This is a genomic window from Streptococcus sp. HMSC078D09, assembly GCF_001813675.1.
Lineage (GTDB): Bacteria > Bacillota > Bacilli > Lactobacillales > Streptococcaceae > Streptococcus.
The window spans coordinates 695250-716885 of record NZ_KV813675.1; the positions used below are offsets into that span (position 1 = coordinate 695250).

Annotated in this window: 22 protein-coding genes; 17 read left to right on the forward strand and 5 right to left on the reverse strand. The window is 42.4% G+C overall.

Annotated features, from left to right (window positions below):
* Positions 1-196: 196 nt before the first annotated feature.
* Both HMPREF2926_RS08575 and HMPREF2926_RS08580 read right to left on the reverse strand, forming a co-directional pair.
* A complete protein-coding gene (locus HMPREF2926_RS08575) occupies positions 197-937 on the reverse strand; it encodes an amino acid ABC transporter ATP-binding protein (protein ID WP_003007564.1) in 741 nt (246 codons plus the stop codon).
* Positions 937-3120 (reverse strand): amino acid ABC transporter substrate-binding protein/permease, encoded by a 2184-nt coding sequence (locus HMPREF2926_RS08580; protein ID WP_070587351.1) that lies wholly within the window; start codon positions 3118-3120, stop codon positions 937-939. The genes HMPREF2926_RS08575 and HMPREF2926_RS08580 overlap by 1 nt, the downstream gene beginning before the upstream one ends.
* 262 nt (positions 3121-3382) lie before the next feature.
* On the opposite strand from HMPREF2926_RS08580, the gene HMPREF2926_RS08590 reads away from it, so the two are divergent.
* The 17 genes from HMPREF2926_RS08590 to HMPREF2926_RS08670 all read left to right on the forward strand — a co-directional run bounded on the left by HMPREF2926_RS08590 (position 3383) and on the right by HMPREF2926_RS08670 (position 18431).
* The gene (locus HMPREF2926_RS08590; RefSeq protein ID WP_176745540.1) at positions 3383-4339 is read left to right on the forward strand and encodes a CPBP family intramembrane glutamic endopeptidase; all 957 of its coding nucleotides are present in this window, start codon (positions 3383-3385) and stop codon (positions 4337-4339) included.
* A 133-nt stretch (positions 4340-4472) separates the two neighbouring features.
* Entirely contained in the window at positions 4473-6461 is a 1989-nt protein-coding gene (gene uvrB / locus HMPREF2926_RS08595; protein ID WP_070587354.1) for an excinuclease ABC subunit UvrB, read from the forward strand.
* A 14-nt stretch (positions 6462-6475) separates the two neighbouring features.
* On the forward strand, positions 6476-6973 hold the full coding sequence (locus HMPREF2926_RS08600; protein WP_070587355.1) for a GNAT family N-acetyltransferase: 498 nt from the start codon (positions 6476-6478) through the stop codon (positions 6971-6973).
* A gap of 90 nt (positions 6974-7063) precedes the next feature.
* Complete coding sequence (locus tag HMPREF2926_RS08605; RefSeq protein WP_070587357.1) at positions 7064-7687, forward strand: NAD(P)H-dependent oxidoreductase; 624 nt, start codon at positions 7064-7066, stop codon at positions 7685-7687.
* Positions 7688-8186: 499 nt separating this feature from the next.
* Positions 8187-8618 carry a hypothetical protein gene (locus HMPREF2926_RS08615; RefSeq protein WP_031575087.1) on the forward strand — a complete coding sequence of 144 codons (432 nt, stop codon included), beginning with the start codon at positions 8187-8189 and terminating at the stop codon, positions 8616-8618.
* 26 nt (positions 8619-8644) lie between these two features.
* Complete coding sequence (locus HMPREF2926_RS08620; protein WP_070587358.1) at positions 8645-9115, forward strand: 8-oxo-dGTP diphosphatase; 471 nt, start codon at positions 8645-8647, stop codon at positions 9113-9115.
* Positions 9116-9426: 311 nt separating this feature from the next.
* Complete coding sequence (locus HMPREF2926_RS11220; protein ID WP_003001697.1) at positions 9427-9567, forward strand: hypothetical protein; 141 nt, start codon at positions 9427-9429, stop codon at positions 9565-9567.
* Complete coding sequence (locus HMPREF2926_RS08625; protein WP_070587360.1) at positions 9564-10268, forward strand: ATP-binding cassette domain-containing protein; 705 nt, start codon at positions 9564-9566, stop codon at positions 10266-10268. The genes HMPREF2926_RS11220 and HMPREF2926_RS08625 overlap by 4 nt, the downstream gene beginning before the upstream one ends.
* Positions 10269-10271: 3 nt before the next feature.
* Entirely contained in the window at positions 10272-11369 is a 1098-nt protein-coding gene (locus tag HMPREF2926_RS08630) for a hypothetical protein (protein WP_070587361.1), read from the forward strand.
* An 83-nt stretch (positions 11370-11452) separates the two neighbouring features.
* Positions 11453-11857: a PaaI family thioesterase gene (locus HMPREF2926_RS08635; RefSeq protein WP_003016342.1), complete on the forward strand. Its 405-nt coding sequence runs from the start codon at positions 11453-11455 to the stop codon at positions 11855-11857.
* The gene (locus HMPREF2926_RS08640; protein WP_070587363.1) at positions 11832-12584 is read left to right on the forward strand and encodes an HAD family hydrolase; all 753 of its coding nucleotides are present in this window, start codon (positions 11832-11834) and stop codon (positions 12582-12584) included. The genes HMPREF2926_RS08635 and HMPREF2926_RS08640 overlap by 26 nt, the downstream gene beginning before the upstream one ends.
* Positions 12585-12712: 128 nt before the next feature.
* A complete protein-coding gene (locus HMPREF2926_RS08645) occupies positions 12713-13048 on the forward strand; it encodes a zinc ribbon domain-containing protein YjdM (protein WP_003016288.1) in 336 nt (111 codons plus the stop codon).
* Between the two features lie 44 nt (positions 13049-13092).
* Positions 13093-13728, forward strand: coding sequence for a Pr6Pr family membrane protein (locus HMPREF2926_RS08650; protein WP_070587364.1), 636 nt, complete (start codon positions 13093-13095; stop codon positions 13726-13728).
* 262 nt (positions 13729-13990) lie between these two features.
* Entirely contained in the window at positions 13991-14509 is a 519-nt protein-coding gene (gene pyrR, locus HMPREF2926_RS08655) for a bifunctional pyr operon transcriptional regulator/uracil phosphoribosyltransferase PyrR (RefSeq protein ID WP_003001719.1), read from the forward strand.
* Between the two features lie 46 nt (positions 14510-14555).
* Complete coding sequence (locus HMPREF2926_RS08660) at positions 14556-15479, forward strand: aspartate carbamoyltransferase catalytic subunit (protein ID WP_003007497.1); 924 nt, start codon at positions 14556-14558, stop codon at positions 15477-15479.
* Between the two features lie 124 nt (positions 15480-15603).
* Positions 15604-16695, forward strand: coding sequence for a carbamoyl phosphate synthase small subunit (locus HMPREF2926_RS08665; protein ID WP_070587366.1), 1092 nt, complete (start codon positions 15604-15606; stop codon positions 16693-16695).
* Positions 16692-18431, forward strand: a complete 1740-nt coding sequence (locus HMPREF2926_RS08670) for an ATP-binding protein (RefSeq protein ID WP_070587367.1) — start codon at positions 16692-16694, stop codon at positions 18429-18431. The genes HMPREF2926_RS08665 and HMPREF2926_RS08670 overlap by 4 nt, the downstream gene beginning before the upstream one ends.
* A 249-nt stretch (positions 18432-18680) precedes the next feature.
* On the opposite strand, the gene pepT is transcribed toward HMPREF2926_RS08670, so the two are convergent.
* Genes pepT through HMPREF2926_RS08685 form a run of 3 tightly spaced genes read right to left on the reverse strand, consistent with a single transcriptional unit; the run spans position 18681 to position 21477 of the window.
* Entirely contained in the window at positions 18681-19901 is a 1221-nt protein-coding gene (gene pepT, locus HMPREF2926_RS08675; protein WP_070587369.1) for a peptidase T, read from the reverse strand.
* A gap of 2 nt (positions 19902-19903) precedes the next feature.
* Complete coding sequence (locus HMPREF2926_RS08680; RefSeq protein ID WP_070587370.1) at positions 19904-20725, reverse strand: Cof-type HAD-IIB family hydrolase; 822 nt, start codon at positions 20723-20725, stop codon at positions 19904-19906.
* On the reverse strand, positions 20722-21477 hold the full coding sequence (locus tag HMPREF2926_RS08685; RefSeq protein WP_031577084.1) for a LexA family transcriptional regulator: 756 nt from the start codon (positions 21475-21477) through the stop codon (positions 20722-20724). The genes HMPREF2926_RS08680 and HMPREF2926_RS08685 overlap by 4 nt, the downstream gene beginning before the upstream one ends.
* Between the last annotated feature and the right edge of the window lie 159 nt (positions 21478-21636).

The window sequence follows — 21636 nt, forward strand, 5'->3', positions numbered from 1 at the left end:
TTTCGTCGTCCCACCTCCGCACAGTTGAGTAGGGCTGTAAAAGCTGATGAAATCAGCGTAGTAGAGCCCACTCAACCACTGCGTCTTGCTCAACAATCCAAAAATAATTGAGAGGCTAGGACTTTTGTTCCAGCCTCTTTTTTCGTCTAAAAAAACATCTAGCAAAATTGCTAGATGCTTCAAAAACCACTATTTTTTAAACGTTTAGAACCTTATCCAAGAATTCTTTCAAGCGTGGGTGTTGGGGGTTGTCGAAGATTTGGTCTGGTTTGCCATCTTCGAGGAATTCACCGTCTGCGGTAAAGATGACTCGGTTGGCTACTTGGCGGGCAAATCCCATCTCGTGGGTAACGATGATCATGGTCATGCCTTGCTCTGCCAATTCTTTCATAACGTTCAATACATCTCCAACCATCTCAGGGTCAAGGGCAGAAGTAGGTTCGTCAAAGAGCATAATATCTGGATTCATGGCAAGTCCACGTGCGATAGCCACACGTTGTTTTTGACCACCGGAAAGGCTGTTTGGATTGGCATCGGCTTTATCTGCGAGTCCAACTTTTTCCAACAATTCCATCCCGACTTTTTGAGCTTCTTCACGGGTCATCAGTTTGTGCTCTACTGGCGCAAACATAATGTTTTCAAGGACGCTCATGTGTGGGAAGAGGTTGAAGTGTTGGAAAACCATCCCGATATTTTCACGGACCAAATCAACATTGGTTTTTGGATCGGTTAGATCATATCCATTTACGGTAATTTGACCTTTTGTAACTTCTTCGAGGAGATTGAGACTACGAAGGAAGGTCGATTTACCAGAACCGGACGGTCCAATAATACAAACCACATCCCCTTCATAGAATTTTGTTGAAATTCCTTTTAGGACCTCATTTTCACCGTAGTATTTATGGAGGTCATGGACATCAATTTTTAATTTAGCCATTAGTTAACCTTCTTTTCTAATTTTTTTGCAAATCGTGTTAGCAAGGTGATAATCACGAGGTAGAAGACGGCAAGGATCGCATACATCTTGAAACTTTGGTAGTTTCGAGCGATGATGATCTTACCAGTTTGGAAGAGTTCTACCAATCCGATCGCAGATACGATCGTCGTATCTTTCAGGGCAATGACGAATTGGTTAACAAAGTTTGGAAGCATGAGTTTGGTTGCTTGTGGCAAGATGATCTTGCGCATGGTCTTGCCATAAGAGATCCCAAGGCTTCGGCTGGCTTCCATCTGTCCAATCGGTACAGCTTGGATCCCCCCACGGACAATTTCTGCGATATAGGCAGCAGCATTGAGAGAGAGGGCAATGGTACCTGCGACAAAGTCGTTGATTGGGGATTGATGACCTGTGACCGATTCAATCAAGTTTGGAATTCCCCAGAAGATGAAGGCGGCGAGGATCATGAGTGGGATCCCACGAATAACATCGACAAAGATTTCAGCAGTCCAGCGGAGCCATTTATAAGGGCTAACACTAAACATCCCAAAGATAACACCGATCACCATAGCAATGGCGAAAGAGAGAAGTGCAAGGGCAAGAGTCACACCCAAACCACTTAACAATTGTTTGTAGTTGTTTTGAAGCAAGCCCCAGATCGTTGTTTCATCTGCTGTTGTACTTGAAGTACTTGACTTGCTATCTGCTTTAAGATATTTATCGAGGATCTTTTGGTATTGGCCACTTTTCTTCAAGTTTGCAAGACCGTTATTGAACATTTCGATCAATTCAGGATTTTCACCTTTTTTAACGGCAAATGCTAGTTGACCACTTGGAGTTCCTTCGATAGGTGTTTTGAATTTACGTCCTTGTTTAATGGCGTATTTGATAACAGGTTCGTCATCCATGATCGCTGCAACAGAACCAGAATTCAAACTGTCATACATAGAAGCTCCGTCAGAGAACGTTTTGATTTTGTAACCATATTTCTTTTGGTTCTCTTCAAGGAAGTTTTGTGAGGAAGTGCCGTTTTTAACTCCGACTGTCTTTCCTTTTAGGTCATCATATGAATCAATCTTGCTGCTTTCTTGAACAGCTAGAATAGAATTGGCCGTGTAGTATGGTTCAGAAAAATCAAATGTTTCTTTCCGAGCATCTGTTACGGTCATCCCTGCGATCATTCCTTGCGCATGACCAGATTGGACATCACTTACCGCCGCATCAAATCCAGGATTGTCAATCTCGATGGTAAATCCTTGGTCTTTAGCAATAGCCTTGATCAAGTCCATATCAATCCCTGTGTATTTGTTTTTTCCATTTTGGAAGACAAATGGTGCAAAGGAAGAATCACTTGAAATGCTATATTTTGATTTTTTAGGGGTTGCTTTTTGTCCAGCAGGAGTAGTGGTTTCTGGAACAGCACTGTTACTTGATGATTGACTTTCACCTGTCCATTTCTTGACGATCTCATCAAGTGTTCCGTCGGCTTTCATTTGAGCGAGGGCCTTGTTAAATTCAGCGATTAACTTTTCATGCTTACCGCCTTTTTTTACACCAAAGGCAAAGCCACCGACTGCTTCTCCGTCCATATTGATAGCTAGGTCCTGACCCTTTTGGATGGCGTATTGAATAACAGGTTGGTCATCCATCACCGCATCGACCGCACCAGCTGATAAACTGTTGTACATGAGATCACCAGTATCAAAAGTCTTGATCTTGTAGCCGTACTTGTCCTTGTTTTTATCGAGGAAGCGTTGGGCTGCAGTTCCGTTTTTGACACCGACTGTCTTCCCTTTTAATTGGCTGTACTTCGTGATTTTATCGGCTTTCGTAGTCGCGATGACAACTTTTGTATCGTAGTAAGTATCAGACATGGTGAAGACTTTTTCACGTTCTGTTGTTTTGGTCATCCCGGCCATGATGGCATCCGCTTGACCAGCTTGAACTGCATTGACCGCTGCATCAAATCCAGGGAAGGATTTGTCCAAATCCCAGCCATTGATTTCAGCGACCTTGTCCAAGATCTCTACGTCAATTCCTTTATAGGTTTGATCTGAATCCTTAAATTCAAATGGTGCATACGCTGTGTCGAAAACGACCTTGATCGTCTCAGCATGAGCATGACCAGCGAATGCAACGAATGGAAATAAGAACAGCAAACATGCTAGTAATTTTTTCTTCATTTCTGTCTCCTTTTAATTCTTTTCTCCTAGGGGATTTGACCCATGAGCACATTGACCAAAGGATGGCCTTAAAAAAACAAATCATCCATACCAAATCGAGTATGAATGGTCTTATGTTTTTCTACAAGAGCTATTATATCAGAAAAGACTTTGCTATGCAAGAAAAATCCAGTTTTGATGTTAGGTTTTCTAACATGAAACGATATTGCAGCTCTTGATTTTCTTTGCTACAATGGACCTATCAGATAAATGGAGGTTGATCATGAAGAAAGGAAAGATCATTCAGGATATAAAAACAAACACATCTATGCCAGTTCTTATTTCTACACTATTCTATGTATTTTTAGCCTCCTTCTTTATAGAAGGGGGACTATGGCTTAGTAGTGAATTGGTGGGACCATTTTCCTTAGTCATAGGTTTTCTAGTGGAGTTCTTTTCGCCAGGAAATGGGACAGCAAGTATTCAAGAATTTTTCTACCATTATCTTCTCTATTATGAGCTTTTCAGTTTTGTAATCATACTATTTCTCTTTATTTTTTGGGTGAAGGTCATAGAGAAGAATGCTTTATCAAGTTTAGGCTTTGTAAAAAGAAATTGGCTCAAGTATCTAGTCTGGGGGATCATGATTTCACTTGTTCAAATGGGAGTAATCGCGCTTGTCTACCAAGTAAGTGGCATCGGGTCTTTTGTGTTAAATGAGCTCAGTTTAGAGCCCTTGTTTTTTATCCTTGGTTTATTCCCATTTTGGCTTCTGCAAGGGGGGACGGAAGAAGTAGCGACGCGAGGTTGGCTTCTGACTCGGATTGCTGCAAGAACTAATCTGCCTTTAGCGATCGCGATTTCTAGTAGTCTCTTTGGCATTCTGCATATGGGAAATGCAGGAGTGACCTTCTTATCCGTTCTGAATATCATCCTCGATGGAGTGCTGGCTGGTCTGCTTTTTATCTATACGGATAGTATCTGGCTAGTGGTCGCCCAACACGGCACTTGGAACTATGTACAAGGAAATCTCCTTGGTTTTCAAGTCAGTGGCACAGGCGCAGATGCGTCTATCTTTAGTTTTACCATGGGAGATGGACCTGACTGGTTGACCGGAGGGGCATTTGGAGCAGAAGGATCAATCATCACCACTCTGGTTCTTCTTGTATCCCTAGTGATTGTCTATCGCTTAGAGGAGAGGAAAGAAAGAGTTGATAATGAACAAGTGTGTCATGACTGACAGGAAATGATGATGAAAATGAAGACCGGGACTTGAGCCTGGTCTTTTTCTATGTGAGGATTCTCTCCTCAAAAGTCAGAGAAATATCGTCTATTGTGGTAAAATAAGGGAAGTATAATCAAAGGAAGAAAGTATGATTAATCGAATAACTGATAACAAATTTAAACTCGTCTCCAAATACCAACCCTCTGGGGATCAACCGCAGGCTATTGAACAGTTGGTGGATAACATCGAGGGTGGTGAAAAGGCGCAAATCCTGATGGGAGCAACTGGTACGGGGAAGACCTATACCATGAGCCAGGTCATCGCCCAGGTCAATAAACCGACCTTGGTCATCGCCCACAATAAAACCCTAGCAGGCCAGCTCTATGGAGAGTTCAAGGAATTTTTCCCTGAAAATGCCGTCGAGTACTTCGTATCTTACTATGATTACTACCAGCCAGAAGCCTATGTGCCATCGAGCGACACCTATATCGAAAAGGATAGCTCGGTCAATGATGAGATTGATAAACTTCGTCACTCCGCAACCTCAGCTTTGTTGGAGCGTAACGATGTCATCGTTGTAGCTTCCGTCTCTTGTATTTATGGTTTGGGTTCGCCGAAGGAATATGCCGATAGCGTGGTGAGTCTGCGTCCAGGTCTGGAGATTTCTCGTGATAAACTGCTCAATGACCTGGTGGATATCCAGTTTGAGCGTAATGACATCGACTTTCAACGGGGGAAATTCCGTGTTCGGGGAGATGTGGTGGAGATTTTCCCAGCTTCGCGTGATGAGCATGCCTTTCGCGTTGAGTTTTTCGGGGATGAGATTGAGCGGATCCGTGAGATTGAAGCTTTGACGGGCCAAGTTCTAGGCGATGTGGATCACTTGGCCATTTTCCCAGCTACTCACTTCGTGACCAATGACGACCATATGGAAGTGGCTATTGCCAAGATTCAGGCTGAACTAGAGGAGCAGTTAAAAGTCTTTGAAAAAGAAGGCAAACTCTTAGAAGCTCAACGCTTGAAACAACGGACCGAGTACGATATTGAAATGCTACGGGAGATGGGCTACACCAATGGCGTCGAAAACTACTCTCGTCATATGGATGGCCGGAGTGAAGGAGAGCCGCCTTACACCCTTCTTGACTTCTTCCCAGAAGATTTCCTCATCATGATCGATGAAAGTCACATGACCATGGGACAGATCAAGGGCATGTATAATGGAGACCGCTCGCGCAAGGAAATGCTGGTCAACTATGGTTTCCGTTTGCCGTCTGCCTTGGACAACCGGCCACTGCGCCGTGAAGAGTTTGAAAGCCATGTCCACCAGATCGTTTATGTGTCAGCGACACCAGGTGACTATGAGATGGAACAAACGGATACTGTCATTGAGCAGATCATTCGTCCGACAGGTCTACTTGATCCCGAGGTGGAAGTGCGTCCGACCATGGGACAAATGGACGATCTCTTGGGTGAAATCAATGCGCGTGTAGAACGTGGAGAGCGGACTTTTGTCACCACTCTGACCAAGAAGATGGCAGAAGACTTGACCGATTACTTCAAGGAAATGGGGGTCAAGGTCAAATACATGCACTCGGACATTAAGACCTTGGAGCGGACAGAAATCATCCGTGATTTGCGTTTGGGCGTTTTTGATGTCTTGGTCGGGATCAACCTTCTTCGGGAAGGGATTGACGTACCAGAAGTGAGTCTAGTAGCCATTCTCGATGCTGATAAGGAAGGATTCCTCCGTAACGAACGTGGCCTCATTCAGACCATCGGTCGTGCTGCCCGTAATAGTGAGGGGCACGTCATCATGTATGCGGACACCATGACCCAATCTATGCAAAAGGCCATCGATGAAACAGCCCGTCGTCGGAAAATCCAGATGGCTTATAATGAAGAGCATGGTATTGTTCCACAAACCATCAAGAAGGAAATCCGTGACCTCATCTCTGTCACCAAGGCGGTGGCCAAGGAAGAGGATAAGGAAGTGGATATCACCAGTCTCAACCGCCAAGAGCGCAAGGAACTGGTCAAGAAACTGCAAGGCCAAATGCAAGAAGCTGTCGAAGTGCTTGACTTTGAACTAGCAGCCCAAATCCGCGATATGATGTTGGAAGTCAAGGCCTTGGATTAGATAGGATAAAGCGAATGAAGATTATCATTAAAACAATGGAAACTCCTGAAGAGATAGAAGGAAAATCTCTCGTTCATTGGCAAACGTGGAGAGAGGCTTATGACGATCTTTTACCCGCGGAATTTCAGGAGACAATGACATTAGATAAATGTCGTTTCTTTAGTCAAAAGTATCCAGAAAACACCTTGATTGCTATGGATGGAAAGAAGGTCATTGGATTTATCAGCTATGGAAATTTTTGTGATGAAGCCATTCAAGCTGGTGAAATCATCGCCTTATATGTTTTAAAAGATTACTATGGAAAAGGTGTGAGTAAACAGTTAATGCATGCTGCATTTGCTGCTCTCGATCATTTCTCTGAGATTTATTTATGGGTATTGAAAGAGAATAAGCGAGCCATTGCTTTCTATCAAAAAATGGGATTTAGTTTTGATGGCCAAGAAAAAATACTTGAACTTGGAACACCTGTTAAGGAATTGCGGATGATGTATTCTTCAAATAAAAATTCCTAAAGGACGTATCTATCAACCTTTGAACCATTATCAATTAATCAAGTCAAATAAAAGAGTTAGAATGAACCAAAGAAACTAAGGAGAAGACGAATGAAGATTTTAGTCATCAACGGGCATCCGGATAAGGAAAGTTACTGTCAGGCTATTTTTCAAACCATTGTCGAAACTATTGACTTAAATCGCCACGAGCTTAAAGTGATCAATCTCAATGAAGAGGACTTTGATCCTGTTCTTCGCTATGGTTATCGAAAGCGGATGGAGGAAGATTCCTTTATCCTTCGTTCTCAAGAATGGATCCAGTGGGCGGATCACCTGATCTTTGTCTATCCCATCTGGTGGAGTAGTATGCCGAGTCTCATGAAAGGTTGGATTGATCGGGTCTTTACGCCGGGGATTGCCTACTCAGCCAATGATCAGGGAAGTTTTATCTGGAATTACCTGAGAGGCAAGCAATTCAAGAAGTTGCTCAAAGGGAAAACGGCCAGTATTTATGCGACCTCCATGGCGCCTACTTGGTGGTACAAGATCTTTTCAGGCCCTCTCAACATTCCGGATAGTTACGGCATCTCTGTTTTGAAGAATGCCGTATTGAACCACTGTGGGATCAAAACCAAGCGCGTCTGCATCTTGGGAGAAGTCGGCCGGGATGTGAACACCGCTAGCATGCGGGAGAAGCATCTTCAAAAGGTAGCAGCAGAAGTGAAAAAACTTTGATCCTGTTCTTGTCTTTGTTGGGTGAGTTTAGGTAAGAAGTTGTATTCTAAACGGATGTTGGATAAAATAGGAATAAAATCTATAGGAAATAGGGTAAATAAATATGTTTCTATTTATGTATATGATCTATGTCATCTATTCCATTTCACAACTGAAAAGAGAAGATAAAACGGTCTCTCTTTTTACGAAGATTGTCGTTTATAGTTTATTGGTTTTATCATTGGTTAAGATCTATTTCGGCTTAGTGGCATTTATATTTTCCCCTTTACCACTAATTGGTTCTATAGTTTCTTTTGCTCTTGGCGGTATGAGACTCGTTCTTAGAATAGTTATAGCTCTTAGCTTACTTTTATTATCGCTAAGTCTATTTTTAGATAGTAAAAAAAATGATCCGGATGCGCCTCTAATTGATCATTGGCTCCGGTTAGGTTATCATTTTCTGTTGATGTTTCTTTAGGAGATCCAGTTTAATCCAATTATTACGAAGGGGAGACCTAACATGAGAAAGTATTTGAACATGTTTCGGATCCTGTATCTGATTCTGTTGCTTTTTGTTCTTGTGAACTTTATATTGAGCTTCTATGGTTATGCCTTTACACCACTTCTTTGGAATCCCTGGCTGTATCTAGGAGCTGTGACGGCTTTTAGTCACATCTGGTATCGCTTCTATCGAAAACATGCTCCAAATTGGAAGAACCTTGTTAGTGTTCTTTTGGGTCTCTTTGCTATGGTGATCCTAGTATTATTCATTGTGTTGTTCTTTACCTTTGATGGTCATGGTCTGGTAACGATTCACTCGGAGTATTATTTAAAAGAGAAGTCAATTGTCTTTCAGAGAGGTTCCCTTTTAGATGCCTTTGATGAATACCATGAGCTGGTAAATCCCTTTGTGATGAAGAAAGAGGTAAAGAAAAAAGTTTATTTTGATTAATTGTTACCATCATAGAAAGGAAATTTATGTCACGCGCAACATCTACTGTACTTACCAATCTTTGTTTGGTGGAAGATCCTAAAAATGGAAAAGTAGTCCTCCAATACCGCTCGCCAGAGCGTTACAAAAAATGGTCTGGCTATGCCTTTCCTGGAGGTCATATCGAGGAAGGAGAAAGTCTTGCAGAATCCGTCATTCGTGAAGTTTACGAAGAGACAGGACTGACAATTGCAGATCCAAAACTCGTCGCAGTCAAAGACTGGCCCCTAGACGATGGAGGTCGCTATATTGTCTTTTGCTATAAGGCAACAAGATTCTCAGGCCAGCTCAGATCATCTGAAGAAGGAGAAGTTTCTTGGGTTGAGAAAGACCAATTAGATCAGTTGGACTTGTCCTACGACATGCTTCCTCTGCTGGAAGTGATGGAAGACCCAAATTTGTCTGAGTTCTATTATCGCAAACGGACAGACGATGATTGGGAAAAATTAAGATTTTAAGCAAAGGAGGCTGGGACAAAAGTCCTAGCCTCTCAATTGATTTTTGGATTGTTGAGCAAGACGCAGTGGTTGAGTGGGCTCTCTACGCTGATTTCATCAGCTTTTACAGCCCTACTCAACTGTGCGGAGGTGGGACGACGAAATCGAATTCTAACGAATGACCGATTTCTGTCTCACTCTCTTTTTGGCTTGTAAGGTAAAAGAAGTAAGAATATTCCATTCGTGCTTGAATCTGCTCAGAAAAAGTACTATAGTATAAGCATAAAATACAATTGTAATCTTTCATACTGTGAATAGAAAGAAGGCAAGATATGAAATTACAATTTAGAATCCTTATAGGAATTTGCTTCTTGATCGGTGCCTTAGTCTTTGCCTTTCAAAAGGAATGGCTATACGCTTTGCTGTTGCTTTTGGTTGGGGCTTCTTACCTTTATAAAGGAGTGCGTCGATGAAGAGTGAGTGTTTAAACATCAAGGGGCTAAACGTTTGGTATAAAAAAGGCAAGCCCATTATAAAAGATACGAATTTGCTTGTACCCAATCATTCTGTAGTCGGGTTGATTGGTCGAAATGGAGCAGGGAAGACAACCTTGCTAAAAGCTTTAAGTAGTGTCTTTGATCATCGGCAGTATGCAGTTGAGACTGTTACCATAGAAGACAAGGCGACCTCTTTTCATACGAATTTCTATAAGAGCCGTACCTATACAGTTTTTACTGAAAACAATAGTTTTTTAAACTGGGATTTTGTTCACTATTTTAATTTTGTCTGTCGTTTGTATCATCGAAAGAGAGATGATACGTTATTACAGGACTTGATTTCAGGATTCCATTTTGAAGAATTTCTCAACACCGATATCGGTAGTTTGTCAACGGGAAATAAGAAGAAAGTCTTCTTGATCACAGCTTTTTATCTCAAACCTCCCCTCCTTATTTTGGACGAACCATTTGATGGCCTTGATTTTGATGCGACAGAATTTCTATATGGTTTGCTATTGCAGTATAAAGAAGAAGGCTCTATTCTGATGAGTTCGCATATTGCAGAGAGTATCGTTCGGGTCTGTGAAACAGCTTATCCTATTGAAGATGGTCACCTAGACGCGATCGAATCGAATTTAGAAGATTGGTTTCATGACGTCAATCGTCAGAGGGGGTAGAGCATGCTACTAGCAATTTTTAGAGATTTGGTGTCCAAAAATCGGCTCTTCTTGTTCTTGACTTCCTTAGCCTTTGCTCTTTATTACCATCTTGTTGGAGCAAAATTTTCTACGAGCTTTCAAGTCTTGCTGATTAGTACGGCTATTGTTACTGCTCTATCAACCTTTCAATTACTCTATTCCTACTTTTCGATGGATAGGGTCCAGGCCTACTACCAGCTTCCCTTGTCTCTCAATCGTTTTAAAGGGTCTTTTCTGACGGTAACCTTTCTTCTCAATTTACTAGAGCGCGTGCTGTTATTGATCCTCTTTTTAGGAGTCAGGTTAGACCTGCTACAATCCTTTAAGCTGGTCCTCCTTTCTTTACTGGTGGTATTGAGTGTGTTTTATGTCTTTATCCAGTTCAATACCAGGCCTAGTTTTCTAGGAGGAGTGCTCATTTCTGTAACGACTGTTCTTACAGTATCTTCTTTATGGGTCCAACAAGTGTCCTATATGATCTTCCTTTCAGCCCTCGTTACTGTCTTTATTTTTAAAAATGAGGACTTGATCGCGATTTCAAAACATGATCAGCTGCTCGTTTCAAAGAGAAGAAGTGGCAATTATTTTTGGATTTCCTTGTTTCAAGAGCGCTATTTTTCCATCAATTTTGTCTTTACTCTCATCTTCCTCCTTCTCATTCTGATACAGGATTATGATGCTCCTTTAAAAATCATCATCCTGTTAACGATTGCTTCTGTCAATACGCCATTAACCACTCTCATTTCCGCTGATAAAGATTTGATCGATCATGTTAAGTCTCTTCCTAAGAGTCGGTTCTTTTACCTGATGTATTACCGTGTATTGCTGACCTATTTCCTATCTGTGAATCTATTTGTTGCTCTTTTATTAAAAATGGTGGTCATGCCTGACTTGGGGATTCTATTTCTACTAGGAGTGATGCTTCTAGCAGTAGTGGAAGCTGTTTTGCACTTACTTATTGAAATCTATTTTCCTTTAAGAAAATGGAATTTAAAGAGAGAATGTTGGAAGCATCCAAGAAAATACATTGTTCCTAGTATCGTCTTCTTACTTAGTTGGAGTCTCCTTTTCTGCTTCTAAGGAATTGCCCCTTTGCTTGTATCTGCTTCTTAATTGTAGTATGATAGAGGAGTTGAAAAGATGCTAGAAAAGGTGGCAAGTATATGAAAGATTTTCACTTTGATGCAATTGCTGCATTTGAAAATTATGAAATCGAAAAGATGAGAGATGGCCATGTAGTGGTGACAACCAAGGTCGTGGAATCCTCGCTCAATTATTATGGAAATGCGCATGGAGGCTATCTCTTTACCCTGTGTGACCAAGTCAGTGGCTTGGTCGTGGTTTCTCAAGGGGTCGATGGGGTGACCTTGCAATCCTCGATCAATTACTTGAAAGCAGGGCGTCTGGGGGATGTCCTTACGATCCATGGCGAATGTGTCCACAGTGGACGGACGACTAGAGTTGTGGATGTCGATATTACCAATCAAGACGGAGCCAATGTCTGCAAGGCAACCTTTACGATGTTTGTTACGGGAGTGAGAGATGAATCCGCACAAGTACGCATTTAAAAACTATATTTTTGATTTTTATGGAACCTTGGTCGACATCGAAACGGATGAGTCGAGTCCCATTTTATGGGATACCATGGCTCAGATCTACCAATCCTACGGGGCAAGTTACACAGGAGAAGGTCTGCGCCTGCGTTATAAAGAGTTGGTGCAACAAGCCGAAGAAGACTTGGCTAAGGAAAAACACGTTGCCTATCCTGAGATTGATCTGACGGTCATTTTTGTGCAATTGTATTTAGAAGGTCATCCAAGTGGGAATAGTGTTGCCCACCTCAAAGAGTGGGGGCGTTTGATTGCGCGGACTTTCCGTGTCCTTTCTCGCAAGCGGTTGGAACTTTATCCTCATACGAAAGAAGTATTAGAGGATATGAAAGCTGCAGGTTGCCGGATCTTTCTCTTATCCAATGCCCAAGCAGAATTTACCAATCCGGAGATTGATTTGGTTGGTTTGAGAGAGCTTTTCCATGCCATTTACTTGTCGTCTGACGTAGGTATTCGCAAACCTCAGCCAGAGTTCCTCTTGGAAGTGATGAAAGACCACCAGTTGAACCCTGAGAAAACGGTCATGGTGGGGAATGACTTTACGACAGATGTCGCTGTTGCCCAAAGTATCGGGATGGAGAGTATCTTGATCAATACCTTCCCCTACTCTGATGCTGAACTGCGCGAGAAGAATCAAGCAGGTGTGCGCGTGATTCGAGATATTCAAGAATTGCAGGAAGATTGAAAAATATGATCCATGTAGGGAGGCTAAGTCGCCTTCTTTTTTATTGAAAATGCTACAGTCGAACAGAATTTGTCAAATTTTCGCTTTCATGGTATACTATGAAAGTTAATTTAAATAAGGAGATAAAAATGAATAACTTACCAAACTGTCCAAAATGTAACTCTGAATACGTCTATGAAGATGGAGCGCTCTTGGTGTGCCCAGAGTGTGCGTATGAATGGAACCCAGCTGAGGTCGAAGAAGAAGAAGGTGTCGTAGCGATTGACGCCAACGGAAACAAATTGGCTGATGGCGATACAGTGACCCTGATCAAAGATTTGAAAGTCAAGGGTGCACCGAAAGATTTGAAACAAGGTACGCGCGTGAAAAACATCCGTATCGTTGAAGGAGACCACAACATCGATTGTAAGATTGATGGCTTTGGTGCAATGAAACTCAAATCAGAATTTGTGAAGAAAATCTAAAGAACAGAAGAAGGGTCTAGCCCCTTTTCTTTCAGGAGAATACTATGAAATTCAAACTATTATTTAGCTATCGTTTTCTATTGTTTATCTTAAGTGTGCTCGGTGTTTATCTGCAATTGACCAAACATGGTGGCTTTGGGATGATGCTTTATTACACCATTTTATCCAACATGTTGGTCATGTTCTTTATGGGAGACATGGTTTGGCGCATGCTTCGTGGTCGTTCGACCCAGACTCAGGGATACCTTCGTATGAAAGGCGCAGTTACCATGTCCATTATGATCACCTGTGTCATCTACCACTTTATGTTGGCGCCTCTTGCGACACCAGAGAAGTTTTATCGTTTGGAAAACTTCCTCTGTCATTACATCGTTCCTTTGATGTTCTTCTTTGATACCCTAGTGATTGATAAAGCCAAGCAATACCGTAAGCTCGATCCCTTCCTTTGGACATCGATTCCCCTGGCTTACATGCTCTTTGCCCTTCTCAATGGATTGGTCTTGAAGTGGCCAATTCCAGGTGCAAAAGATAGTCCCTTTGCCTATTTCTTTATCAATGTTAATAAATACGGCTGGGCCTTTGTTGGAAAATGGGTGGTGATCATCTTTATCGCTTACCTCTTGGCTGGCTATGTGCTCTATGGGATCAAAAATATCAAGCGAAAATCGGCCGTTTCTTAGTAAAAACCGAACGTTATTCGGACAAAAAGTCGAGTTTTTAAATTTTTTTGAAAAATGTTGAGTTTTTTCTTGCATGTCGTTTGAAACTGTGATATAGTTATCTCAATTAAATAAATCCTTTAATCCTGTCCCGTGAGGCAGGCAAGGAGACTGTGAAAAACAATGGCTAGGACCATAGGGCGAGACTCTATCCTCTTAGACCATTCATTTGCTGAACCTCCTTGAAAAAGGAGGTTTTTCTTTTACAACTAAGGAGGACTGAATGAAAACCAAAGAAGTCGTTGATGATTTGACGATGAAACGGGCCATTACCCGGATCACCTACGAAATCATTGAACGAAACAAAGATTTGAGCCAGATTGTACTGGTGGGGATCAAGACGCGTGGAGTTTACATCGCTCGCCGGATCCAAGAACGCCTCTCTCAGCTGGAACAAATCGATGTCCCTGTAGCAGAACTAGATACCAAGCCTTTCCGAGATGACATGAAGGCGACTGAGGATACGACGGTCTTACCAGTTGATATCGCTCATAGAGAAGTCATTTTGATCGATGATGTCCTCTATACAGGTCGCACGATACGCGCTGCCATTGACAATCTGGTCAGTCACGGTCGTCCTGCTCGAGTGAGTCTGGCGGTTCTAGTCGACCGTGGGCATCGGGAGTTGCCGATTCGTCCGGACTTTGTTGGGAAAAATATCCCGACAAGTAAGTCAGAGGAAATCATTGTCGAGATGGTGGAGCTAGACGGTCAAGACCGCGTCCTCATCAAAGAAGCTTAAACAAATTGTAAACTATTTGCATTCACATTATAAAAGGAGAATCAACATGTCTGAAAATCAAATCGCTCTTAAAAACCTTGTCTCAATGGAAACTCTTACCAATGAAGAAGTAATGGCATTGATCAAACGTGGGATTGAGTTCAAAAACGGAGCTAAAGCATCCTACGAAGACCAACACATCATCTCAAACCTTTTCTTTGAACCTTCAACTCGTACCCACAAAGCCTTTGAAGTGGCAGAGTTGAAATTGGGATGTGATCTCCTTGACTTTGATGTGAAGACAAGTTCTGTGAACAAAGGGGAAACACTTTACGATACCATCTTGACCATGTCAGCTCTTGGTGTAGATGTCTGCGTCATCCGTCACCCTGAAGTGGACTACTACAAAGAATTGGTTGAAAGCCCAACGATCACAGCCTCTATCGTCAACGGTGGGGACGGTTCAGGTCAACACCCAAGCCAAAGCTTGCTTGATTTGATGACCATCTACCAAGAATTCGGTCACTTTGATGGCTTGAAAGTTTGTATCGCTGGGGACTTGGATCACTCACGTGTGGCAAAATCAAATATGCAAATCTTGAAACGTTTGGGAGCAACCCTCTACTTTGCAGGTCCAGATGAATGGAGAAGTGCGGAATTTGAAGATTATGGAACCTTCGTCACTATCGATGAAGTCATTGAAGAAGTAGATGTGATGATGTTCTTGCGTGTACAACACGAACGTCATGATTACGAATCACTCTTCTCTAAAGAAAACTACCACCGTCTTCATGGTTTGACTCAAGAACGTTATGACCGTATGAAAGATACAGCGATCTTGATGCACCCAGCACCAGTCAACCGTGACGTTGAAATTGCGGACCACTTGGTAGAAGCTCCTAAATCACGTATCGTAGAACAAATGACCAATGGTGTCTTTGTCCGTATGGCCATCATTGAAGCCGTCCTTAAAGGTCGCGGTGCAAAATAAGATAACTGACAATTCATTGAAAGGAAAGAAAGAGGACAGAGTAGACAGCTACATGGAATCTGACTTTCCTTTTTTTGAGGAACTATGATAAAATTGGACTAGTGAAAAAGAAGGGAGGGGTTCGATGAAACGATTATTGGTCCTAGAGGATGGGACTGTATTTGAAGGGGAAGCCTTTGGTGCAGACTTATATGTGACTGGTGAATTGGTCTTTACGACAGCCGTGACAGGCTATCAAGAATTGATCACGGATCAGGCTTTTAGTGGCCAGATCCTCTCTTTTACCTTTCCAGTTATTGGCGCAACAGGGATCAATCGGGATGATTCTGAATCGATTACTCCCACTTGTTTGGCAGTAGTGGTTCAACATCTGGTGGAGATGCCGAGCAATTGGCGGCAACAGATGACCTTGGATGAATTCTTGAAGCGAAAAAAAATCCCTGGTATTGTAGGTATTGATACGAGACAGGTGGCAAAAATTGTCCGCAAGTATGGACGGATGAAGGCGACTGTCATTAACAAGGGGGATTCAATTGAGCATATTTTGGATCAGTTGCGAGCGACAGTCCTTCCCAAAGACCAAGTGCGTCAAGTCTCGACAAAAACAGCCTATGCTGTACCAGGTTTTGGAAAGAGTATTGCCTTGATCGATCTAGGGGTCAAGCACTCTGTCTTACGCCAGCTGAGTCAAAGGGACTGTAATGTCACGGTCTATCCCTATGATATCTCTTATGATGAACTGATGGAACAGCAGCCCGATGGCGTTATTTTATCCAGTGGGCCTGGCGATCCCCATCAGGTGAAAAAACTCTGTCGCTTGATCCAAAAAATCAATGGTCAAATTCCGATCTGGGGCATGGGCTTGGGAGGACAGGTATTGGCTCAAGCTTATGGAGCGGAGCTAGCTCCCATGGAAGTTGGGCATTTCGGTTTAAATATTCCCGTCCGTGAAATTGCGACAGGGAAAATCGAGATAACGAGTCAAAATCACTTGTATAGTATCGTACGCGATAGCCTACCCCATGATTTATTGGTCACGCATGAAAACGTCAATGACCATAGTATCGAAGCTTTTCGCCATCGTTACCAACCGATTTTAGGGGTTCAATTCCAAGTGGATGCGAGTCCAGGGCCAAGGGAAAATCTCTATTTTTACGATGAATTTTTAGAATTGATTGATGCCAAAATTCACGAAAGTAGAAGGGAGAAGGAATGATGAAAGAAAACCAGAAATTGCTTCTCCTATGTGGAGATTCTTATCAGGATATTAGCCTCTTGGCTGCGGTAAAGGAAGCACAAAAACTTAATGCCAAGGATGGGAATGCTCTTGTCCTTTATCTGGGCGAAGAAAATGCTATCACACAAGAAGCTGGAGAACAGGTTGTAGTCAGTAAGCTCAAGCTGGATGCTCTTAGGACGACTCTTCTTTCCTATACTGGATCTCGCTTGCTCTTAGCTTTTGCGGATAAACAGATTTTAAATCTCTTATTTCGATTGGAAGAAACTGGATTTTTCAAAGACGCATCGATTAGGATTATCGGACCGAGCCTCCAACGCTACCGGACCTTTTATCAGCAGGCGGATCAACGACGCCTCTTTCAAGAGTTGGGCTATCAGGTACCTGCTTCCGCACTGGTTGGCTCGGTTCGAGAAGCCATCGAGTTTTCTGAAGGCATTCAATTTCCCATTATGATCTGGCCGGTAGCGAGTAAGCAAGGGCAGGGACGAAAGATTGCTCATAACTTGGATGACTTGTGCGAAGCAGTGGAAACGGGACTTTCGGTCTCTCCAAGTCAGCAGTGTTTGCTAGAATTTTCGACCTATGGCTTTAAGGAATTGGATTTTGTGGTCATGCGCGATCGCGAAGACAATCACTACCTGGCAGCCTCTATTGAAAGCATTGATCCTGTCGGGATCCACTCTAGTGACTCTTATCAATTTATGCCAGCTGTCACCCTGACTGACCGGGAGTTTCAAAATCTTCGTGAAGCAGCGATCCACGTCAGTCGCTATTTGAAGCTGACAGGAGCCATTTCGATCAAGTTTGCTCTTGATCCGACGAGCTATGCTTTTTATATCCTAGAAGTTAATCCATTTGCTTCAGACAGTATCTCGATGGCCTCTATGGGCTTGGGCTATTCCTTATTTGAGCAAGGAGTTCAGCTACAATTAGGGCGATCTCTCGAGCATTTGCCTCACCCCTTATTAAAAGATCTAAAGGCTGTTTACGAACCAAGTTTGGACTATATCTTCTTTAAGATTCCGATTTTTTCTGATGCTGCTAAAAATGCCCGTCTCAATACCCAAATTCACTCTTATGGGGCAGTTTATGGATTTGGGAAGAGAATCGATGAGGCTTATCAACAAGCCCTAGAAACCATTAAAGATAAGAACTTGCTGACCATCCTTCCTGAGGAAATGAGCGATGATGAATTAATCCAGAAAATTGCTCGTCATATGCCCCACCGACTCTTCTATATCTTAGAAGCTTTGAAACGTGGTTTTGAGTTTGAGGAACTCTTGGATTTGAGTAAATTAGCACCTGTCTATTTGCAGGTCCTAGCCAATCTTGTAGCAATGGAAAAAGCAGCAGAAGTTGCAACAAGCCCAGCCATGCTTCCGGTTGAGCCATCAGCTGGCTTATATGAGGTCAAAGCGAGAGCAGCCTATTATCTGACCCAAAACGGAACCAATGAATCATTGGGTTTGGACGCTGCTTGTGTCTTGGTGGATGATCTAGAAATCTGCGATGAGCATTTTTACCAAAAGGTGCGAAAGCAGGCGAAAGAGCTGAAAGAAAAAGGACAACAGGTGATCTTACTCACGAATCGTCCTTTTACAGAATATTTGGCAGATAAAGTTTATTATCTTCCTATTAATGAGACAAGCCTTAGCCTGATTCAGTCTATTGATCAGGTCAAAGATATTGTCCAGCTTTCTAATAAACAATAAAGGATCCGGACAATCTATCCGAATCCTTAGATTAAAAATAAAATTATATTTTAAAACTTTCCTTAGGTGAGGACGGACGTCAGCGAACTTCGAAGAAGTTCCATGACTTAGTTTTGAGCCTGAGGTCTCAAAACTCCCGAGTGCTAGAAACAAGTGTGTTTCTAGCACTTTTCTCACAGCGGAAAGTTTCGGTGCATTCTCAATGATATTTAAAGGATTTGGATGTATTATCCGAATCCTTTTTGTTTCTTATTTTTTGGTCACAATACCGATAATGGTATCAACTGCGCGTTCCATGGTTTGGAGACTTACGTATTCAAAGCGACCATGCATATTTTCTCCACCGGCAAAGATGTTTGGTGTTGGAATCCCCATAAAGGAAATTTTAGATCCATCTGTACCACCACGGATCGGTTCAATGATTGGAGTAATTCCAAGATCTTCCATGACTTCCTTAGCAAGAGTAATCGGTGTCATATCTTTTTCAATCACTTGCTTCATGTTATAGTACTGATCTTTGAGGGTGAGGAGAACGCGTTCGCTACCGAGTTCCGCATTCATCTGATCGGCAATAGATTGCATAAGGTCTTTGCGTTTTTCAAAACTTTCAGTTTCAAAGTCCCGAATGATGTAGCCGGCACTTGCTTCCTCGACAGTTCCATCGATGTTCATCAAGTGGTAGAAGCCTTCATAGCCTTCGGTTAATTCTGGACGTGCTCCTTCAGGGAGTTTGTTATGGAAATCAATGGCTAATTGAAGGGCGTTGATCATTTGACCTTTGGCTGTACCTGGGTGGACATTGCGTCCTTTGAAGGTAATTTCAGCCCCAGCTGCTGAGAAGGTTTCGTATTGAAGCTCTCCAAGAGGACCACCATCGACCGTATAGGCAAAGTCTACGTCAAAATCCTCTGCATCAAATTGATCTGCGCCGACCCCGATTTCTTCATCTGGACCAAAGCCGACACGGATTTCTCCATGTTTGATTTCAGGATGAGCTGTCAGGTATTCAATAGCTGTCATGATTTCAGCGATACCTGACTTATCGTCTGCACCCAAAAGAGTAGTACCATCCGTTGTGATCAAGGTTTGTCCCTTGTAGTTGTTCAAATGAGCAAAATCTGCTGGATCGAGTGTGAAACCAGAGTCACCAAGGGCAATGACACCCCCATCATAATTCTCAACGATTTGTGGATTGACATTTTCGGCATTGAAGTCAGCGGTATCCATGTGAGAGATAAATCCAATCTTGCGTGTAAAGCTTGGATCATTAGCTGGAAGTGTTCCAATAGCATAGCCGTTTGGCAAATAGTAGACGTTTTGAAGGCCCACGCGTTTCATCTCAGGGATCAAGACGTTTGTTGCAAAATCAACTTGTGATTGGGTACTTGGAGTGGTTGTAGAATTTTCATCTGAACGTGTGTTAACTTTTATATAGGTAATAAAACGGTCCAACAAATTTTGGTATTTCATGATCATTCTCCTTTTTCAGTTTCAATTAATTTGTGAATAGCATGGGCCACGCCATCCTCATCATTGGTCAGGGTGATGAAATCTGCGATTTCCTTGACAGCAGCATTGCCATTTCCCATAGCGACGCTGTAACCAGCAAAACGTAGCATTTCAAGGTCATTGTTTGCATCTCCAAGAGCCATGACCTGGTCTCTCCTGTAGCCTAATGTTTGGCTTAATGCTTGAAGAGCAGAAGCTTTGCTCGCACCTTTTGGCAAGATTTCAAACAAGATATCCTGTGAACGAACAGTGTTAAACTCGGCCTCTAATGCAGCCTCGTTCTGAGCTTGGAAGGCATCAATAGCAGAAGGATCTCCTACGTACATGGCTTGAAAAATAGGAACAAGGTTGGGCAGATCCTCTTCAGAGACAAGTGTCGGTTTAGAATTAACAATGCCCGCATCCATCGTGACAAGTTCACTGGCTTCAGGTGCGACCACTAAGTAGTGATCCATGTCAAATAAGGTTAGCTGGACGTCTGTATCTTCCGTCAAAACATGCAACCGGTGCATGTCCTCAAGGCCCAATTCTTCCTTGCCAATGATTTCCCAATTCTTAGTAGACAAGGTTGTACACCCGTTATTGATAATCATATAGTAGTTACCATCCGGAAGATCAATCTCTTCAAAGATAGGACGGACCCCCGCTAAGGGGCGACCAGTACAGATCACAATGTCATAGCCGGCTTCATGGGCCCGGTGAAGAGCTTCAATATTGCCTTTAGAGAGAGACTTATCCTCATGCAAAAGAGTTCCGTCCAAGTCAATCGCAATTAATTTAATCATTTGATTTCCTCCAAATCAAGAGGCACAAAGCCATCAATCACTTTTCCAATCACCCCAGGTTCCTCATCTAGTGGAATGATTTGATCACTATATTTCTTATTGAGGGAAACCAGTCGAATACCGTTGGCCTCACGAAAGACACGTTTGATCAAAGTTTGTCCATCAAAATCAATGGCATAAATAGCCCCTGCCTGATCATAATAGGTTTGCTTGATTAACACAACAGCCCCTTTTTCGTATTTAGGCTCGAGGGAATCCGTATGAATCCAAAAAGCCAAATCGTAAGGAATCTTTTGATCAAACCAGACGATATCAGCTTGCTTTTGATTTTGGTATGCTGCAAAAGAATCATAGACAGAATAAGAGTGGTATTGCTTTTCAATCTTCTGTCTTTCTTTCTGATGGGTCAAGAGACTCTTTCCATAAGAAAGAAGATTTTCTTGATTTCCTTCATCGAGCTGTTTATACAATCGTTCAATCTCTGAATCAATGACCACAAAATCATTGCGTAATCGCGGGTCAATTTCAGCAACCGCTACCTGGAAAAAGGCTGCAATCTTCTCTAAATTTTCAGGAACGGGAAGAGAAGTTCCTTTTACATATCCAGTCAGGGTGCTTGCAGGGATTCCAGTAATACGAGATAATTCGATCTGCTTTTTTCCTTGTTCTTTCAGTAATTCTCTGATTTTTTCCGATATAATCCGTAATGCCTCTTTGTCTTGAGGGCTTGCTTTTCCACGACCTCTGGCCAACGTACTCACCTCCTTGTATTTACCCTTACTATTATAATGAATTAAATCGAAAAAGTAAATAGAAATCCCTGAGAAATGCGAAAAAAGATGAATTTGATCTAAATCGGATTTTCATTTTAAATTTTATCAGATATTCCTTTACTTTTTGAGGAAAAAGAT

Excerpts from the sequence above, each read along its gene's own strand:
- HMPREF2926_RS08575 (WP_003007564.1), bottom strand. The coding sequence starts at position 937 with ATGGCTAAATTAAAAATTGATGTCCATGACCTCCATAAATACTACGGT.
- HMPREF2926_RS08580 (WP_070587351.1), bottom strand. The coding sequence starts at position 3,120 with ATGAAGAAAAAATTACTAGCATGTTTGCTGTTCTTATTTCCATTCGTT.
- HMPREF2926_RS08590 (WP_176745540.1), top strand. The coding sequence starts at position 3,383 with ATGAAGAAAGGAAAGATCATTCAGGATATAAAAACAAACACATCTATG.
- uvrB (WP_070587354.1), top strand. The coding sequence starts at position 4,473 with ATGATTAATCGAATAACTGATAACAAATTTAAACTCGTCTCCAAATAC.
- HMPREF2926_RS08600 (WP_070587355.1), top strand. The coding sequence starts at position 6,476 with ATGAAGATTATCATTAAAACAATGGAAACTCCTGAAGAGATAGAAGGA.
- HMPREF2926_RS08605 (WP_070587357.1), top strand. The coding sequence starts at position 7,064 with ATGAAGATTTTAGTCATCAACGGGCATCCGGATAAGGAAAGTTACTGT.
- HMPREF2926_RS08615 (WP_031575087.1), top strand. The coding sequence starts at position 8,187 with ATGAGAAAGTATTTGAACATGTTTCGGATCCTGTATCTGATTCTGTTG.
- HMPREF2926_RS08620 (WP_070587358.1), top strand. The coding sequence starts at position 8,645 with ATGTCACGCGCAACATCTACTGTACTTACCAATCTTTGTTTGGTGGAA.
- HMPREF2926_RS11220 (WP_003001697.1), top strand. The coding sequence starts at position 9,427 with ATGAAATTACAATTTAGAATCCTTATAGGAATTTGCTTCTTGATCGGT.
- HMPREF2926_RS08625 (WP_070587360.1), top strand. The coding sequence starts at position 9,564 with ATGAAGAGTGAGTGTTTAAACATCAAGGGGCTAAACGTTTGGTATAAA.
- HMPREF2926_RS08630 (WP_070587361.1), top strand. The coding sequence starts at position 10,272 with ATGCTACTAGCAATTTTTAGAGATTTGGTGTCCAAAAATCGGCTCTTC.
- HMPREF2926_RS08635 (WP_003016342.1), top strand. The coding sequence starts at position 11,453 with ATGAAAGATTTTCACTTTGATGCAATTGCTGCATTTGAAAATTATGAA.
- HMPREF2926_RS08640 (WP_070587363.1), top strand. The coding sequence starts at position 11,832 with ATGAATCCGCACAAGTACGCATTTAAAAACTATATTTTTGATTTTTAT.
- HMPREF2926_RS08645 (WP_003016288.1), top strand. The coding sequence starts at position 12,713 with ATGAATAACTTACCAAACTGTCCAAAATGTAACTCTGAATACGTCTAT.
- HMPREF2926_RS08650 (WP_070587364.1), top strand. The coding sequence starts at position 13,093 with ATGAAATTCAAACTATTATTTAGCTATCGTTTTCTATTGTTTATCTTA.
- pyrR (WP_003001719.1), top strand. The coding sequence starts at position 13,991 with ATGAAAACCAAAGAAGTCGTTGATGATTTGACGATGAAACGGGCCATT.
- HMPREF2926_RS08660 (WP_003007497.1), top strand. The coding sequence starts at position 14,556 with ATGTCTGAAAATCAAATCGCTCTTAAAAACCTTGTCTCAATGGAAACT.
- HMPREF2926_RS08665 (WP_070587366.1), top strand. The coding sequence starts at position 15,604 with ATGAAACGATTATTGGTCCTAGAGGATGGGACTGTATTTGAAGGGGAA.
- HMPREF2926_RS08670 (WP_070587367.1), top strand. The coding sequence starts at position 16,692 with ATGATGAAAGAAAACCAGAAATTGCTTCTCCTATGTGGAGATTCTTAT.
- pepT (WP_070587369.1), bottom strand. The coding sequence starts at position 19,901 with ATGAAATACCAAAATTTGTTGGACCGTTTTATTACCTATATAAAAGTT.
- HMPREF2926_RS08680 (WP_070587370.1), bottom strand. The coding sequence starts at position 20,725 with ATGATTAAATTAATTGCGATTGACTTGGACGGAACTCTTTTGCATGAG.